The organism is Nostoc mirabile CHAB5784 (genome assembly GCF_020829645.1).
Classification (GTDB): Bacteria; Cyanobacteriota; Cyanobacteriia; order Cyanobacteriales; family Nostocaceae; genus Nostoc; species Nostoc mirabile.
Genome location: NZ_JAIVFS010000128.1, coordinates 1 through 18,252, shown reverse-complemented (window position 1 = coordinate 18,252; position 18,252 = coordinate 1). Strand labels below are relative to the sequence as shown.

The 18,252-nt window shown below is 41.2% G+C and carries 13 protein-coding genes; 5 read left to right on the top strand and 8 right to left on the bottom strand.

All coding sequences use genetic code 11. The features are described 5' to 3' along the window. Positions 1-200: 200 nt before the first annotated feature. Both LC653_RS48325 and LC653_RS38940 read right to left on the bottom strand, forming a co-directional pair. Positions 201-293, bottom strand: coding sequence for a carboxysome distribution maintenance protein McdB (locus tag LC653_RS48325; RefSeq protein ID WP_504828439.1), 93 nt, complete (start codon positions 291-293; stop codon positions 201-203). A gap of 174 nt (positions 294-467) precedes the next feature. Then, entirely contained in the window at positions 468-1,883 is a 1,416-nt protein-coding gene (locus tag LC653_RS38940) for an RNA-guided endonuclease InsQ/TnpB family protein (protein WP_229500681.1), read from the bottom strand. 80 nt (positions 1,884-1,963) lie between these two features. Between LC653_RS38940 and tnpA the strand changes: the two genes are divergently transcribed. Together tnpA and LC653_RS38930 are read left to right on the top strand one after the other, a co-directional pair. After that, positions 1,964-2,368: an IS200/IS605 family transposase gene (gene tnpA, locus LC653_RS38935; RefSeq protein ID WP_229500680.1), complete on the top strand. Its 405-nt coding sequence runs from the start codon at positions 1,964-1,966 to the stop codon at positions 2,366-2,368. Positions 2,369-2,555: 187 nt separating this feature from the next. Further along, positions 2,556-5,837: a non-ribosomal peptide synthetase gene (locus LC653_RS38930; protein ID WP_229500679.1), complete on the top strand. Its 3,282-nt coding sequence runs from the start codon at positions 2,556-2,558 to the stop codon at positions 5,835-5,837. 499 nt (positions 5,838-6,336) lie between these two features. On the opposite strand, the gene LC653_RS38925 is transcribed toward LC653_RS38930, so the two are convergent. Both LC653_RS38925 and LC653_RS38920 read right to left on the bottom strand, forming a co-directional pair. Next, complete coding sequence (locus LC653_RS38925; RefSeq protein WP_229500678.1) at positions 6,337-6,750, bottom strand: GFA family protein; 414 nt, start codon at positions 6,748-6,750, stop codon at positions 6,337-6,339. A 183-nt stretch (positions 6,751-6,933) separates the two neighbouring features. Beyond that, on the bottom strand, positions 6,934-7,833 hold the full coding sequence (locus tag LC653_RS38920; protein WP_229500677.1) for an AraC family transcriptional regulator: 900 nt from the start codon (positions 7,831-7,833) through the stop codon (positions 6,934-6,936). 502 nt (positions 7,834-8,335) lie between these two features. Here LC653_RS38920 and LC653_RS38915 point away from each other — a divergent pair. Both LC653_RS38915 and LC653_RS38910 read left to right on the top strand, forming a co-directional pair. After that, positions 8,336-9,274, top strand: a complete 939-nt coding sequence (locus LC653_RS38915; RefSeq protein WP_229500676.1) for a glycosyltransferase — start codon at positions 8,336-8,338, stop codon at positions 9,272-9,274. 496 nt (positions 9,275-9,770) lie between these two features. Further along, complete coding sequence (locus LC653_RS38910) at positions 9,771-10,064, top strand: hypothetical protein (protein ID WP_229500675.1); 294 nt, start codon at positions 9,771-9,773, stop codon at positions 10,062-10,064. A gap of 17 nt (positions 10,065-10,081) precedes the next feature. Here the strand turns inward: LC653_RS38910 and LC653_RS38905 are convergent, their stop codons facing one another. Both LC653_RS38905 and LC653_RS38900 read right to left on the bottom strand, forming a co-directional pair. After that, positions 10,082-10,252: an alpha/beta fold hydrolase gene (locus tag LC653_RS38905; protein ID WP_229500674.1), complete on the bottom strand. Its 171-nt coding sequence runs from the start codon at positions 10,250-10,252 to the stop codon at positions 10,082-10,084. Then, complete coding sequence (locus tag LC653_RS38900) at positions 10,252-10,764, bottom strand: alpha/beta fold hydrolase (RefSeq protein WP_229500673.1); 513 nt, start codon at positions 10,762-10,764, stop codon at positions 10,252-10,254. Before LC653_RS38900 ends, LC653_RS38905 begins: the two co-directional genes overlap by 1 nt. Positions 10,765-10,997: 233 nt before the next feature. On the opposite strand from LC653_RS38900, the gene LC653_RS38895 reads away from it, so the two are divergent. Then, entirely contained in the window at positions 10,998-15,713 is a 4,716-nt protein-coding gene (locus LC653_RS38895; RefSeq protein ID WP_229500672.1) for a non-ribosomal peptide synthetase, read from the top strand. A gap of 279 nt (positions 15,714-15,992) precedes the next feature. Here the strand turns inward: LC653_RS38895 and LC653_RS38890 are convergent, their stop codons facing one another. Both LC653_RS38890 and LC653_RS38885 read right to left on the bottom strand, forming a co-directional pair. Beyond that, positions 15,993-17,012, bottom strand: coding sequence for a FecCD family ABC transporter permease (locus tag LC653_RS38890; protein WP_229500671.1), 1,020 nt, complete (start codon positions 17,010-17,012; stop codon positions 15,993-15,995). Positions 17,013-17,164: 152 nt separating this feature from the next. After that, the gene (locus LC653_RS38885; RefSeq protein WP_229500670.1) at positions 17,165-17,791 is read right to left on the bottom strand and encodes a 4Fe-4S single cluster domain-containing protein; all 627 of its coding nucleotides are present in this window, start codon (positions 17,789-17,791) and stop codon (positions 17,165-17,167) included. Between the last annotated feature and the right edge of the window lie 461 nt (positions 17,792-18,252).

Sequence of the window (18,252 nt, the reverse complement as noted above, 5' to 3'; positions counted from 1 at the left end):
AAGGCTCTCAAAACGTAATGGTTACTGGAAAGCTACGTGATACGGAAACGGTCATGCGTAGTTTGGAGGGGGGTGGTTGGAAAAGTGCCAAAAATGGTAACTCGCTGGCTACCTACCCTACCGCACGTCCAGTTCAGTTCTGAGGGGGCGGGATTATAGCGATATAGTCCTTCTACCCAATCACGATGATGGCGTATTTATCACTTGGACGAGTTGCTCAACATTTTAATTAACCGTTTAATTTGCCCAACCCGCTTGCGTTGATCATAACGTTGCTTGGCTTCTGTAGTGATTTGATTTTTTCAACAAGGGCATTATCACCACTAGCAATAGCCCAAGCAGCTTCTAGAAATACCTCAACTGTCGGGCGATTATGTTGAATCCTTACTTGACACTCTCCTGCCTGAAGGCGAGGAGATTCTTAAGACTTTACAATCTTAATATCCTGTTTGCACAGGTTCCCAAACTCACCACGTTTGCTCATAGAGCGTGGTGATACGCCAGTTGCAAAACGCAGGGGAGACCCCAAGACCGCACTGGCTCATCTTTTGGGCGTTTTGCTGACTAGCAGCTAGTTTCGCGGAGTCCCCACGTACTATTTCCAGACCTCTATCTCTAATTGTTTTAGCAGCACCTATATCAGCGTGTTCGTGATATCCGCACTGAGTACAAATGAACTTCTCACCACCACGATTTGACTTATCAATATGCCCACAAATCCTACATTCTTGACTTGAGTGCTTAGGATTAATTTTAATTACAACCTTTCCTTGCTTTACAGCGAGATACTCAATCTTTAAAATTAATTCACACCAGCTTGCATCAGAGATAGCCCGATTTAGACCCTTCTTTGTTGATTGTCCATTATTCAAAAATCTACCAGTATTTTCATCAACTTTAACTTTGCAACGCTTCAACATCCCAGATATATTTAAATCTTCTAACGCAATAGCATCAACCTTTCTAGATACTATTTTGTTAGCAACACTCCATTGGTAGGCAGTCCGTTTATCTGTAATCTTTTTGTGAAAACGCCCTAACTTATTAGCTGCTTTTTTACGATTTTTACTACCTTTAACTTTTCTACTAACTCGCCTCTGCCTAATTTTCAGAGTGCGTTTAGCTTTTTTGTCGGTTGAAAACTTAGGATTATCAATTTGATACCTATCAGACAAGTGAACAAGTTTGGTTATTCCTAAGTCGCAACCAAGGACAGACTTAACTTCATCTAGTGGTTTTGATACGTAATCTGGAATGCTTTTATCTTCAATTTTAACTGATACGTACCAACCGTCTTGACGCTTTCTGATTGTTGCAGCTTTGAGAGTAAATCCATCTGGTATCAAGCGGGAATTGAAAAAACGCATCCATCCCAACTTAGGAAGGTAGACTTTATTACCTTGAATTTTTACACCCATCTGGTAGGTGAAGGATGTAAAGTTACTCCGGTTTTTAAATTTGGGAAAACCTCTGCCCTCAAAAAAGTTTTTGTAAGCAGTGTCAAGACGTTTAACGTTTTGTTGTAGCACTGTAGAGTCAATTTCACCAAACCAGGGTCTAGCTTTCTTTAACTCTGGTAATGCTGTTATTTGGATATCTCCAGCACTACGCCGTGGATTCTTTGTCTTTCCATCTAAATCTTTTTTAGCATCCTTCCAGGGTTCTCCACTTGCGCCATTCTTGCTGACAAAACAAGTTATTGGACAGGCTTCTCCCCTAGTTCTGATGTCACAATAGTCGCCCTGAATGAATTGTTGGTTATATTGAGCTATTCTGTCAGCCAAACTCCAGTTGTACGTAGAGCGGAGCATATCTAGCCATCCGCCCATTTTGTTTGTCTGGGTAACGTTAGGACGTAGCTTGTAAACGTAATTCGTTAGCAAATAGTATCACCCCCCTATTGTCGATTAGCTTAGTTGATTATACACTATATATACAAAACACAATCAGTAATTACAGAAATATGGGAAGTTTTTCTCCAGATGAATATAGACATGAAGGAAATGCAATATCACTTCTTAACTATCACTTCGTCTTTATCCCCAAACGTAGAAAGAAAGTGCTAGTAGATGCAATAGCAGAAAGACTACAGGAAATTATCTGTGAAGTTTGCAATGAGAATAGATGGAAAATTATCGCAATGGAAATTATGTCTGACCATGTGCATTTATTTTTGAATGTGAAGCCAACAGATAACCCGTCCCAAATTATGAATAGGATTAAAGGACGAGCTTCTCATCACCTAAGAAAAGAGTTTCCAGAATTGCTTAAACTCCCAACTTTATGGACACCGAGCTATTTTGTTTCCACTGCTGGGAATATTTCTACAAAGAATGTAATAGAGTATATAGCACACCAAAAAGATTAAATCAGAACACCCGTGCATGGTGTTGCCAGCCTTCATCCCCTGCCTAAAGTACGAGATACGGTGCTTACGCACCTGTCTCTCAGGGGTTTTCGGCATTTTCCTTATAATTTTTTATAACGAACCGCAGAGGCGCAGAGAACGCAGAGAGAATAAAGAGAGATTTTCACGAATGATTTAGGATTGCTATATGTCTTCTGAAGAGGTCTTTGTCTTTCCAGTATCTTTTGCCCAACAACGGTTATGGTTCCTTGACCAGTTGATCCCTGACAATACTATTTATAATGTGCTGACAGTAATTCGCTTAACAGGTTTGCTTAACTTAAAGGCACTGGAGCAGACTTTTAACGAAATTGTGCGTCGCCATGAAAGCTTACGCACGACATTTATAGTCTTGGATGGGCAACCCCTACAGGCGATTCCTGCGGAAAGCTGCGCTAACGCACCCAGCTTAACAATACCTATTTCTGTATTAGACCTCCAGCTAATGGCAGATGATGAAGGAGAGGTTGAAGTAAACAGCATTATTAACGCAGAGATAGAACATCCCTTCAATTTATCTTCCGGGCCATTGCTGCGCGTGAAGTTGCTTGTGCTTTCCAAGACAGAACATATTCTATTACTGAATATGCACCACATTATCTGCGACGATTGGTCTATTGGGGTGCTGATTCGGGAACTGGGAGCGCTGTACACAGCTTTTACACAGAACCAAACTCCGCTTCTATTAGAACTGCCTCTTCAATACGCCGACTTTGCCCACTGGCAACGTGAGTGCTTACAAGGGGAAGTACTGCAAACGCAATTAACTTATTGGCAGCAGCAATTAAATGGTATTTCTATGCTGCATTTGCCTACCGACAAACCAAGACCAGCTATACAAAGCTATCAAGGAGCAACACAATTTTTTGAGTTACCAAAAAAGCTAACTGATGCATTAGAAAAGCTTTCGCAGCAAGAAGGTGTAACCTTTTTTATGATGCTGCTGGCAGCATTTAAAACTTTGCTCTACCGCTACACATCTCAAGAAGATATCGCGGTAGGTTCGCCAATTGCTAACCGTAATCGTAGCGAAATTGAGGGACTAATTGGTTTTTTTGTTAATAGTTTAGTACTACGCAGCAATTTATCTGGAAACCCGACTTTTCGAGAACTGTTAGGCAGAGTCAGAGAGGTAACACTAGGTGCTTATAGCCAGCAAGATTTGCCATTTGACAAGCTAGTTGAAGAACTGCATCCAGAACGAAACTTGAGCTATCATCCGTTATTTCAAGTAGTATTTAGTTTGCAGAATGCGCCAATGTCGGCACTAGAGCTACCTGGATTAGTGCCTAGCTTTATGAATATTGATTTTAAAAAAACGCGCTTTGATTTGGAGCTACACTTATGGAAGTGTTCTGACGATTTTAGGAGCTTATGGGGTGCAAACTGGGAGTATTCTGAAGGACTCCGTGGCGTAATAGTTTACAACACAGATGTGTTTGATAAAGCTACCATTACCCGAATGCTGGAACATTTTAAAACTCTGTTGCCAAGCATTGTTGCAAATCCAGAACAACGCATTGCAAATTTACCGCTTTTAAGTGAAGCGGAGCTACATCAGGTATTAGTGCAATGGAATAACACTAAAACACATTATCCTCATGATAAGTGTATCCATCAATTGTTTGAAGAACAGGTACAGCATCATCCTGATTCTATAGCAGTAATCTTTGGTAACGAGCAACTCACTTATCAAGAGTTGAATATACGCAGCAATAAACTAGCGCAATATTTACAAAAAATTGGGGTTGGTTCAGAAAAATTAGTCGGTATTTGCATTTCACAGTCTATAGATATGATAGTTGGCTTATTAGGCATTCTGAAAGCAGGAGGAGCATATCTTCCTTTAGATTCTAGCTATCCTCAAGAACGCCTAAAGTTTATGCTGGAAGACGCACAGGTTTCAGTATTGCTAACACAAGAAAACTTGCTCAAGTATTTTGAATGTTTCTTGAATCCAATTGTTTGTATAGATAAAGACTGGGAAATTATTATTCAAGAAAACAAAAATAACCTTGAAAGTAGCATTATATCTAACAATTTAGCTTATGTTATTTATACTTCTGGTTCTACAGGAAAACCCAAGGGAGTGGCTATAACTCACAAAGCTGTAAATCGGCTAGTGTGCAATACAAACTATATAAAATTTTCCCCATCAGATAAAATCGCCCAAGCGTCAAATACTTCTTTTGATGCAGCAACATTCGAGATTTGGGGAGCGCTACTCAACGGCGCTCAACTTGTAGCTGTTAGCAAAGATGTAATCCTTTCGCCTCAAGAGTTTGCATTACAGTTACAACAAAAAGAAATTAGTGTCTTGTTTTTGACAACAGCTTTATTTCAACAGATTGCCAGAGATGTTCCGCAAACTTTTGCTTCATTGCGATATTTATTATTTGGTGGCGAGGCTGTTAATATAAGATGGGTTAAAAAAATTATCCAACATGGTGCGCCAAAGCATTTAATTCATGTTTACGGGCCTACAGAGAATACAACATTTTCATCTTATTATCATATCCAAGAGCTATCAGAATCAGCCACATTTATTCCCATTGGTTGCCCGATTAATAATACACAAATTTATATATTAGATTCCCATTTACAACCTTTGCCCATTGGCGTTACTGGCGAATTATATATTGGCGGTGATGGTCTGGCACGAGAATATCTAAATCACACGGAATTAACTGCTGAACACTTTATCATAAATCATTTTAGTAATAATTCAAAAACACGTCTTTATAAAACAGGTGATTTAGCCCGTTATTTACCAGATGGCAATATTGAATTTTTAGGTCGGATTGACAATCAAGTAAAGATTCGTGGCTTTCGCATTGAATTATCAGAGATTGAAGCGGTGTTGAGTGAACATCCAGCCGTGAAAGAAACAGTGGTTATCGCTGATCAGGACATACCTGATAATAAGTATTTGGTGGCTTATATTGTTATTAATGTAGTAGAAGTATCAGATTTAGCATCTGTATTACGTAAATACTTGAAAGAAAAGTTACCAGAATACATGGTGCCAGCAGCCTATGTGGTACTGGAATCAATACCATTAACAGCTAATGGCAAAGTAGACCGCCGTGCTTTACCTAGAACCGATATAGTAACTTTCGATAGATATGATTATGTGGCACCGCGATCGCAAGTTGAAGAGTTACTTGGAGAAATTTGGGCCAAAGTCCTGGCAAAAGAGCAGATAAGTGTTCATGATAATTTCTTTGAATTGGGCGGTCATTCTCTACTAGCGACTCAGTTAATTTCCCGAATCCGAGATACCTTGCAAATAGATGTAACTGTACGCAATTTGTTTGAAGCACCAACTATTGAACAACTTGCTAAGTGCGTTGATACAATGTGTTGGGCAGCAAAAGGTGTGGATAAGACTAGAACTACAGGAAAAGAGCGAGAAGAAGTGGAATTTTAAGGAAAAACCCTTCAGTTAGAAGACAAGTGTTTGCATTTTTAGTAAAGGTTTAAGGTAGACATACTACACGATGCCTCAATACGGTTCCAATACGGTTCGGTTAAGGTGCATAGTCCTTAAAGATCCCCCTTAGTCCCCCTTAAAAAGGGGGAAATAAAGCCATTATTAGCCCCCCTTTTTTAAGGGGGGTTGGGGGGATCAAGTCTTATCCGAACCGTATTCAATACGGTTCGGATAAGCATTTTTCACTTTCCTTGTGGTCTGGGGAAAGGGTAAAGGGTAAAGGGTAAAGGATGTATTCAAAACCTTTCCCCTTTTCCCTTTCCCCTTTAACCGAACCGTATTGCACGATGCCTACCTCACATCTTGCCCTGAGAAATATGGATGCCGGGACTTTCAATTAAAAAAATATCCAACTTGTAGTATGTGTCATGCCTCTGGCTAATGCACGGTGACAGATTAGAAAGATGGTGCGTTACTTCGTTAACGCATCCTACTGCTACTGCGTGGGTGGCATCTTAGCGAACTTGGGCAGGTCTGGGTTCATGTAATCCCACGGCTGGGCACTGGCTGTGTAAAGATCCATCGCAGGTTGGAACCAGCTTGGGTCATCGAGACTCCCTGCCATAATGCCCATAAGCTCAGGGATGGGAGGCTTGCTAAATAATCGGGAACCACAGTTTGGGCAAAAGCCTCGACCAACAACGCTTCCGCTATCACCAATCACGTCATAGTATTTGATATCTCCGGTGACGGTGACTGCACTCTGCGGTACAAGAAGTCCAGATGCATAGGCACCTCCTGTGGCCCGTTGACAATCACGACAGTGGCAATTCCCCGTTGTAATGGGTTCGGCTAAACATTCGTAGCGGACAGAGCCGCATAGACAACCGCCAGTAAATTTTGTTGCCATAAAAATATCTCTCCTTGGAAGCGAAAAGTCTGATCATCGGGGTCTCCCCCAAGAACAACTTTTCAAGACAGCTTTGCTAGGACGCGGGTTTATTCATTACACTTGCGGTGCATCCTGATTTACACGGTAGCGATCGCACTCTTATCTAGTCTTACGAGTTTTTGCTTTTTTTACAGGTTTCGGCTATTTTTCTCGAACAACCTTAGGCGTGACTCCAAGCAGCCGCTTAAAATGATTGGTTAAATGCCCCTGATTGGCAAAGCCAACTTTATAAGTGATATCCGCAATCGACAAGTCACTTTTGAGGAGGAGTTCTCTAGCGCGATCAACCCGGCACTTAATGACAAATTGATGGGGTGAGTATCCCGTTGATTGTTTGAATAATCGAGAGAAGTGGGAAAGACTCATCTGAGCCAAGTCAGCCAATTCGGTCAAGCCAATATTACAGTCAAGATTGGCGTGGATGTAATCAATTACCTGTTGTAATTTGTACTTAGGCAAGCCAGTGGTTGTGATTTGCTCCTTTTGTTTGCGAAGCGCGTAATGGTGGAAAAGATGGGTGATGAGAAACGTTGCGGCAGATTCTGCATATAAACGGCTAGAATGCCGATTCTGTTCTAGTTCAGCTTTCAGCGCTAGCCCAATTTGATAAATCAGCGGGTCAAACGTCGGAAATTGAGGATGCAGTTCCAGACAACCTAAGTCAATCGATTCAGAGAGAGTCCGGGTAAGAAAGCAGGAGTTCAAACCTAAAGTAATGCCTTTGCTTTTATGGGTGTCTGATTGCCAATAAACTGTACCGCGTGGAATGATCAGACTATGACCTGTGACAAGGGAGCTTTTTTGCAACCGTCCATTAATTCGCGCTTCCACAACGTAGTCAGACGGCATATCTGTATAAATATGAATTGCATTCTCTGGAAAGACAATCTCTTCTGGCAATGCACTTGCGCTGATGCTATGAGTGAACTGGAAGCGGATACCGCTCCAACCCGAATCGTCGTTGGAGAGTAGAGATTGACGATTAAAGCTTTTTAAGATTGCCTTTTCTACAGCGCAAGATTCATGGTCTGTCTTTGACATGACTCAAGATTATTTGTATTGACTGATGATAAAAATTAAAAGACAGCAATAAAAAATCCGACTAGATACACTACACTCAATTTCCATTTTTGGAAACAATAGTTAATTTACCTGATTTTAAGCCTTAAACCGTAGTGTTGCTAGGTAGATTAAGTAATTTTCCCTTGTATTTTTTAAGAGCAGCGCAGCCGACGGCGTACCACTTGCTACTCACCTCCTGCCTTGTTTCTTGAAAGTTACCATGCTATTTATGTCATCCGGTATATATGCGCCAACCGCAGTAGCGATTAACTTAAACATTAGGAAAATACGCGAATTGGCTGGGTTTAAGCTAAAGGGAATCAATAAAAGCCCTTTGGCTTACTTTTTGATGGCATTTATATACAGCCTCACTGCCTGCGTCTTTCAGCTTTGGAAGTTTTTAACAAGCTCACTAAGCTGTTATGCTACCATCTTCAGGCAAAATCTCTAGTGGAAATCAACCTGTATTAGGAAGTGGGCGATGCACATTGGATTTCTCAACCCTCAAGGCAATTTTGATTCAGCCAATAGTCATATAACGAAACACGCAGATTTTGGGGGTCAGCTAGTCTACGTTAAGCAAGTCGCCATAGCCATAGCTCAAATGGGTCATCAAGTTGATATTCTCACCCGTCAAATCATTGACCCGGAGTGGCCAGAATTTGCCGAAGTGATTGACACTTATCCAGGGATCGATAACATCCGCATTATCCGCTTGCCAGCAGGGCCAAAAGAATTTCTCCCTAAAGAGTTGTTATGGCCTCATCTGGTCGCTGATTGGATACCCAACATCTTGAAGTTTTATCAACAGCAAGGTGGCTTACCCGATGCTATGACTGCTCACTACGGCGATGGAGGACTGTGTGGCGTTCTAATTGAAAAGGAGACAGGCGTACCTTTTACCTTTACTGCTCATTCTCTCGGTGCCCAAAAGATAGACCAACTGGAAGCTACCCCAGAAAATCTCACAGAAATAGACGAGCAATTTAATTTCAGATATCGCATCTTAGCCGAACGCCTGAGCATGAATCGCTCGGCTATTAATATCACCAGTACACGACAAGAACGCTTTGAACAGTATTCTCATCGAGTCTATCGTGGTGCAGTGGATGTAAATAACGACAACCGCTTTGCAATGATTCCACCGGGAGCAGATTTATCGATTTTCGGTGCAAAGGCACGTTCCGAAAATGAGGAAGCTACCGAAGAGTTCATTCAGGAACGATTGGTACGGGACATTGCAGAAGCCCGTCGAGATTTGCCCGTCATCTTAGCATCCAGTCGATTAGAGCCGAAAAAAAACATATTAGGGCTAGTGCAAGCCTTCGCAATGAGTCCAACACTTCAGGAACGAGCTAACTTGATGTTTTTTTGGAAGAATTGGGCGACCTTTACTTTGGAAGTAATCAAAAGGTACTAAGGAATGCGGATTAAATAAATAGGACTTACGCATTGACAAGAAATACCAAATATGGAGCAAGGTTAAAAACCATATCTTTCGTAAGGGCACAGCATTGCTCATTGGTGTCAACTTAAGCTAAAAGTAGCTTAACTGTTAGCTGACTCGCCCGCCTGGAACTAAAGTTCTAGGCTAATAGCTAAAGTCTACTAAAGTAGACTAAAGATTTTTCGGATTATTTAGTCATCAAGAGATGACTTTCGCTATTAGCAAGGAACTTTAGTTCCTTGCGGGACATGGCTTTTACGTTAAGTTGACACGTATGAGCATTGCTGTGCCCCTACAGCATGGTCTATTTACGCGCAGGATAATTAAGAAAAGCCTGAAAACTTCGTATTTTAGGTAATGCACATCACGATGCATTTGTACAGTGCGTAAGTCCTAATAAACTGCAAAACTGGGGTTAAAGCAGAAGTTGCTACAGAAAAAGTGGAAGTTCTTATAGGGAAAGCGAAATTTGCTACAGACTGTGCGAAATACAGAAACTAAAGCAGAAGTTGCTACAGACTGCGCGAAACACAGAAACGTCTTGGCGGAAGTTCTTACTCTTAAGACGGAAGTTGCTACAGACTGCGCGAAACACGGAAACGTCTTGGCGGAAGTTCTTACTCTTAAGACGGAAGTTGCTACAGACTGCGCGAAACACGGAAACGTCTTGGCGGAAGTTCTTGCAGGGAAGGCGGAAGTTGCTACAGACTGCGCGAAACACGAAAATGTCAACCCTAGAGCAATATTTTTTGATGGATGCTAAATGTGGGATTCAGGCAGCTATGAGCAGCCAGCGCAAAACGTGCTGACTGCTTCGGCAAACTGCTGGTTTTGTTCCATCAATGCCATGTGTCCACCTGATTTTAGGGTGACTCGTTCAGAATAAGGCAATTCTGCTTTCATGCGATCGCTCGCCACAGGTTTCGTCGCTATATCTGAAGCCCCACACATTACCAATACAGGAACGTTAATAGTTGCAAATGTATCTGTTTCATCGAACTGTCAGGGGCATATTTTTCTATAGAGTGATTATTGTTTTTCGCTTTAGAGGATTTTCCTAACCCTGGTAGATCCCAAACAATTACTCGGAAGCGATCGCTCAATTGTCGCTTGGCATAATACCATATAGTACTGTTTGGCCCCCAACCGTGTGACAAAATAATTGGTTGACCATCTTCAGGGCCAAAAAACTCTACTTGCAACACGCTCCCATCTGGACGTGGCAAGCGCTGCACGGTTTTGCTACGCATAAACTTGGGTTCCTCGTTTCCAGGACGGCGCAGCAGTGGCAAACTGATAAAACGGCCGCCAAAAGTCCACAGAACCATTACTAGTCCAGCTACTAAGTAGGACGTTCCTACAAGTTCTCCTTCGTACCACTCATAGAGAATGTAGATTCCCCCGCCAAGTACCCCAACAGACAGCAGTTGAAACAGCCATACAAGTAGAAAATTATGAGGCATGAATATCATTAGCCTAAACCTTGCGATACTTTGTTAACTGCTTTTAGCTTCATACCATAGTTAGAATCATCCAACTTTCACTCTCAAGAATGATTTATACAGTGTTATAAGTGTGATAAAAATGCTGGGTTAGTTGATAAAGAGTGTAGAGTGGCAAAAATAACTATTAACAAACAATATTCCTTCTATCTCCAGCTTTTTATAAATAACAACTGTTCCGAAGGGGTGTAATTTTGAATACAGTTGAGCTATTATCTTATCTTCGCAGCTTAGATATTCAAATTTTTATTGATGGTGAAAAGTTTCGTTGTAACGCGCCTGAAGGAACTCTTACAGTAGAACTGCGTACAGAAATTCAAGAGCATAAAGCAGAAATTATTGAATTTTTAAAAGCAACTAATCGTACTCATAACCACAACTTTAGACCTCTTGTACCTATTTCGCGGTCTGAAAATCTTCCCCTCTCCTTTGCTCAACAACGGCTGTGGTTTCTTGACCAATTAATCCCTAATAATCCTTTCTATAACATTCCAGTAGCACTACATTTAACAGGTTCGCTAAATAAAGCCGCGCTAGAGCAAACTTTTAACGAAATTGTCCGACGACATGAAGCTTTACGCACCACTTTTGTCATCCAGTCAGGGCAACCAGTTCAGGTAATTAATCCGACGCTAACAATACCTTTACCAATAATAGATTTACGGCAACTGCCACAAGCCGAACGAGAAATACAAGCACGACAATTCACTAATCAAGAAGCTCAACGTTTTTTCAATTTATCAACTGATTCGTTGCTGCAAGTAAAACTGCTGTGGTTGGATGAGACACAATACATCCTGCTGTTGAATATGCACCACATTGTCTCCGATGGTTGGTCTATTGGAGTGCTGATTCAAGAGATAGCAGCACTCTACACAGCCTTTACTAGCAATCAGCCTTCTCCTCTGCTGAAACTTACAATTCAATATGCAGACTTTGCATACTGGCAACGCCAATGGTTGCAGGGGGAAGTATTAGAACAGCAACTCGATTACTGGCAGAAGCAATTAGACAACATTTCTATATTAAATCTGCCAACCGACAGACCAAGACTAGCTGTTCAAACTTACCAGGGTGCAAGGCAACCTCTGCAATTATCAAAAAGTTTGAGCGAAGCACTTTTAGCTCTCGGACAGCAAGAAGGGGTAACTTTATTTATAACCCTCCTAACAGCATTTAAAGTTTTACTTTACCGCTACACACAACAAGAAGATATTGCTATTGGTTCACCCATTGCCAATCGCAACCGTAGTGAGATAGAGGGATTAATTGGTTTTTTTGTCAATAGCTTAGTACTGCGTACTTGTTTAAGTGGAAACCCAACTTCTCGAGAATTATTGAGTCGAGTCAAAGAGGTAGCTTTAGGGGCTTATGCTCATCAAGATTTACCTTTTGAAAAACTTGTAGAGGAACTGCATCCAGAGCGTAATTTGAATCAAAATCCGCTGTTTCAAGTGGTGTTCGCGCTGCAAAATGCGCCTATGTCAGCATTAGAGTTAACTGGTTTAACTTTAAGCCCGCTACCATTTGATACAGAAACAACACGCTTTGATTTGGAGTTCCACCTGTGGGAGTCAAATACTCAAAATGGCTTATGGGTAGATAGTTCAGAAGGAATTAGTGGTTTTGTAATTTACAGCACTGATTTATTTGATGACGCTACTATCACCAGAATGTTAGGACATTTCCAAACATTACTGGAAGGTATAGTTGCCAATCCAGAACAACGAATTTCACAATTACCGCTTCTAAGTGAATCTGAGTTACATAATTTATTGGTTAAATGGAATAATACTCAGTTAGATTACCCTCAAGATAAGTGTATTCATAAGTTATTTGAGAAAGTTGTAGAACATAATCCTGATGCGACTGCGCTAAACGCACGCTCCGCGAACGCACTAGTATTTGGCGATGATAAACTCAGCTATAAAGAGTTAAATATACGTAGTAACAAACTTGCACATTATCTCAAAAAATTAGGAGTTAAAAACGAAGTTCTAGTAGGGCTTTGTGTAGAACGCTCTTTTGATATGGTAATCGGGATGTTGGGCATTCTGAAAGCAGGTGGAGCTTATGTGCCTCTAGATCCAAGCTATCCATCTGAACGTTTAAACTTTATGCTTGAAGATGCTCAAGTCTCAGTTTTATTAACTCACGAGCGATGGCTTGAACGTTTGGAAAACTATAATTCAAATATAATATGTTTAGATAAAGATTGCGAAATTATTGCTCAAGAAATTGAAGATAATCTCCTTAGTGAGGTTGCAGCAGACAACCTTGCTTATGTTATTTATACCTCTGGCTCAACAGGAAAACCTAAAGGCGTACAAATTGAACATAGAGGATTATTAAATCTAGTATTATGGCATCAAAAAGCCTTTACCGTTTCACCTTTTGACCGAGTAACGCAGATAGCCGGGGTTGCGTTTGACGCTTGCAGTTGGGAAATTTGGCCTTACCTTAGTGCTGGAGCAAGTATCTATATTGTAGATGATGAAATTAGGCGATCGCCTGAATATCTGCGAGATTGGTTAATATCGCAAAAAATCACAATTTCTTTCTTACCAACACCTATAGCAGAAAAGTTTTTATTATTAGATTTTCCTGAAGATGCCGCTTTACGAATATTGCTTACAGGTGGAGATAAACTAAATCAATATCCTTTAGCTTCGCACTCCTTCCAAGTATATAATAATTATGGGCCAACTGAGAACACAGTTGTTACAACTTCTGGTCATATTTCTGTTAAGAATAAAGATAATTTAGCACCTGCAATTGGTAGTGCGATCGCCAACACCCAAGTTTACATATTAGATAAACATTTACAACTAGTACCCATTGGTGTTTCAGGAGAATTATATATAAGTGGTGATGGATTGGCACGAGGTTATTTAAACCGTCCTGATTTAACTGCTGAATGCTTCATTTCTCATAGTTTTACTAATAAGTTAAAAGCACGACTTTATAAAACAGGTGATTTAGTCCGCTATCGAGTAGATGGCAACATTGAGTTTTTAGCCCGCCTCAACGAGCAAGTAAAAATCCGTGGCTACCGCATTGAGTTGGGCGAAATTGAAGCAGTGCTGAGTCAGCATCCAGCAGTACAGCAAACTGTAGTAATAAGTCGTGAACATGAAAAGGAAAAACGCCTAGTAGCTTATGTGATAGCGAAAGCTGAATACAGCAGTGAGCAAGAGAATGTTGAATTAATGCAATTGCAGAATGAGCAAGTTTTGCAATGGCAGATGCTCTATGACGAAACTTATAATCAGCCTGCTGTTGATTCAGATGTAACATCGAATTTTGTCGGTTGGAACAGTAGTTATACAAATCAGCCTATTCCAGCAAAACAAATGCATGAGTGGGTAAATAACCAAGTAGCGCAAATTTTGACTTTTCAACCCAAGCGAGTGTTAGAAATTGGTTGTGGAACAGGTTTAATTCTGTTCAGAATTGCGCCTCACTGCGCTAAATATTGTGGAACAGACTTTTCTCCAGTTTCACTTAACTACATACAGCAGCAGTTGCAAAAGCAAGAAATGCCGCAGGTAACGCTGTATCAGCAAATGGCTACTGACTTCGAGAAAGTAGAAACAGCAGCTTTTGATGCAGTAATTCTGAACTCAGTTGTACAATATTTTCCTACTATTGATTATCTGATTCGTGTATTAGAAGGTGCTGTGAGGGCAACTGCTGCGGGTGGCTTTATCTTCATAGGAGATGTGCGTAGTTTGCCACTTTTGCAAGCATTCCATGCATCAGTGCAACTCTATCAAGCTGAATCTTCCCTTACCCGTTCTGAGTTACAGCAACGGGTTCAAATGCAAATTTTCCAAGAAACAGAGTTGGTGATTGACCCAGCTTTTTTTAGTGCAATAAAGCAATGCTTTCCCCAAATTAGCAATGTACAAATTCAACTGCTGCGGGGACGCGAACGCAATGAATTAACTCAATTTCGGTACAATGTGATTCTTCATATTGATGATGAAACTATTAATAATACTGGAAACTATTCAGTGCTGAACTGGTCTGAAGAGAATTTAACAGTGTCAGCAGTGCGTCAATTATTAATTGAAACTAAACCAGAAATATTATGTATTAATAATGTACCTAATGCGCGGGTAATGGCAGCAGTTAAAACAGCAGAATGGCTATCAGATATAGAAGGTTTTAAAACTGTAGGTCAAATGCGTAAAGCTTTGCAAGAACTCGAAGATTTCGGAGTAGAGCCAGAAGATTTTTATACACTGGATGCACCTTACAAAGTTGATATTACCTGGTCACATTCAAGTATTGAAGGACGCTATGATGTGGTTTTTGTCCGGCAAGATAAAATAGGTAAGGGAGCTATTTTTCCACATAGTACGGCTCATCGTCCCTGGCAATCTTACGCCAATAATCCCCTACAAGCCAAAGCTGCGCGTAAATTAGTGCCGCAATTGCAGACTTACATAGCACAAAAATTGCCTGAGTACATGATGCCATCAGCTTTTGTAATATTAGAGTCTTTACCTCTAACAGCTAATGGTAAAGTCAATCGCCGCGCTTTAAGAGGATTCTATGATGCAATTCAGCCCCAATTGTCTGAAAATTACATCGCACCTCGGACTCCTGTAGAACAAGTGTTGATGAAAATTTTTGCTGAGGTTTTGGGACTTAAGCGCGTAGGAATTTATAACAATTTCTTTGAATTAGGGGGTCATTCATTACTAGCAACTCAGCTTGTCTCTAGAGTGCGCGATACCTTGCGTGTGGAGTTACCTTTGCGTAGCGTATTTGAAGCACCAACAATTGCACAAATTTCTAAAATAGTGGAAAGCTTTAAAGAAAGCAATCCTCAAAGTCAAGCCCCAGTTTTAGTACCACTTTCGCGTGAAAGTCGGCGGATTAAAATAATTCGTAATTCGTAATTCGTAATTCGTAATTAAGTTTTGCAATGGGGATTTTAACCCCACCGCAAAACTTGTTGCTTGTTAGAAGCGAGGGACTTAGACCCCTCAAAAATGTTAAGTTATCTTCCTTAAACGAAGATACCAAGAGGCGTTAGGGACTTGTAGAGGAAGTAAGATATCAAAGCCTATCCCACTAATAATATTAGATTTGTCGGGAAATAAAAGATGAGTGAATATTCCTTAATAGTATCAACTTCAGGCAGAAAATAATTTTTGCTTTAACCCAAGTTTATCATCTCAAAATTTATTAACCCCAGCAGAACGACGATAAAGTAACCAGATAAATAGTGGTGAACCCAGCAACGCAGTGACAGAACCTACTGGTAGTTCTACTGCTCCTAGTCTAGAGAGTAAATCTGCAAAAGTAAGTAACCATGCACCTGCGAGGGCGGAAAGTGGTAAAACAAAGCGATGATCTGTACCAACGATGAGGCGGACACCGTGAGGGACAACAAGCCCAACAAATCCAATCAAACCACTGATGCTGACTGCACCTGCGGCTAATAAAGTGGCGACACCACCAATTAACAGGCGCGATCGCGTCAACGAAACCCCCAAACCCACAGCCAAATCATCCCCCAAAGCCAGCACATTTACCGATCGCGCCAGCAAGCATCCCCCTAGCAATGCAACAATGATGTAAGGGCCAGCTGTCGCAATTTCTTGCCAACCCCGTCCATTAAGGCTACCAACCAGCCAACTCAGCGCAATTTGAATTTGACCATCTTCAGCTAAAAGCAGCAATGTACTTTGTACAGCACCTAATAAAGAACTCACCGCCACTCCGCCTAAAATCAACCGCTCAACTGAAATTCCCGACCCCGCACGACCGAGCAAAATAACGATCGCAGAAGTTAAAATTGCTCCCATCCACGCTGCTAGAGGAATTGCGATCGGGAATATTTGCCACACAATCATCAGAATCACAATTAATCCTGCACCTGCTGAAATGCCCAAAATAAATGGATCAGCAAGACTATTACGTAACATTCCTTGCAGTAATGCTCCTGACATTCCCAACGCTGCGCCGACGATGAGAGCAGCGATAATGCGTGGGAGACGCAAATCCCAGAGAATTGTCTGTTTAACCGGATCGCCTTCGCGGAGAATGGCTTGCCAAAATTCCGACATACTTAAAGGTACTGCTCCTTGAGAAAGCGACAGCGCAAGCGTTACCACCAGTGCTGCACTAAGTAGTAAAACAGCCCAAAGTACACGGTGTTCAGTAAAAATTGTCTGAAATGGTCTAGCCAACATAATTCGTAATTAATAATTCGTAATTCGTAATTATTACCCTAAAACTGAAGTCGCTTGCTCTGAAAAATGAATCATCCTTTTTATCTCCATCAATAAATTGAGGCGTTATGACTTTCATTACGAATTACGAATTACGAATTACGAATTACGAATTATTCCGTTAGTTCCAGCCCACCTTGATAGCCGGTGACAATGCGTCCACCATCCTTGAGAATGTGGATTTCTATCTGATCGCTAGCCCAAGTAATCTGGTCTTGGAAGTCCGGGTTTAAAACACGAACCCGTTGATTGCTAGAAGAGACTGGAGAGTTGGGAGAATTAATTGCCAGAGATTGGACAAAAGGCCCGTCAATCAAAATATCAAGTTGTTCTAACAAAGCTTGGGAACCTGGCGGCGCTGATTGAGACTGTAGTTGCTTAAGAGTGAACCCAGTAAAAGACATTACATTTAACCCAGCAGCTTTTACTTTACGAGCTAAAGACGCTAGTGCAGTTGCTTGCCAAAAGGGTTCTCCACCAGAGAACGTTACACCCGTGTTGTGGGGATTGCTGAGAATATTCTCGGCAAGGGTATCAACAGCAATCAATTGGTTAGCCTCAAAAGACCAGGAGTTAGTATTAAAGCAGCCAGGACACTCCCGCAGACAACCTTGTACCCAGATGACTGCACGACAACCAGGGCCATTAACTTCTGACTGATCAACGTAACCCATAATGTTGAGATAGCCAGGGGGAATTTCCATGAGTGCTAGCGATGGGTCAGTTGGCTTAATTTCCATCTCTTTAACTCCTTTTAGCCGTTGCCTGTTAACCGTTAACTATAGCGAATCTCCAGTTAGATAACCGTCAAAAATGATTAATGACTAATGACTAATGTCTGAAAAACTTGATGGGATTTTGAAAAGTCCGCTTTAACTTACTAGACTGAATCCCCGTGCGATTCGTTGTAAGTGAATCCCGGTATCCAGCCCGTAAATAAACTTACCAACTCTTACGAGTTGAACTTTCAACTAGATGTAGGTGAAAGTCCTACCCGCCAGGTTCAGGCGTGACTCCTTATCTGCCCACACCGAGTAAGCTCGATACTTACAGAGTGAAGCTGGGAACAGGACACGTGCGATTCGTTCTAACCCTAAATGGCTATGAGCCTATTAAGGTTAGGTCTTAGGTTTCCTAAGATAACTCTCATTCGATGTCAGTGAGGCGTTGATTGCCAAGTCTGACCCACCAAAGGCTGGTG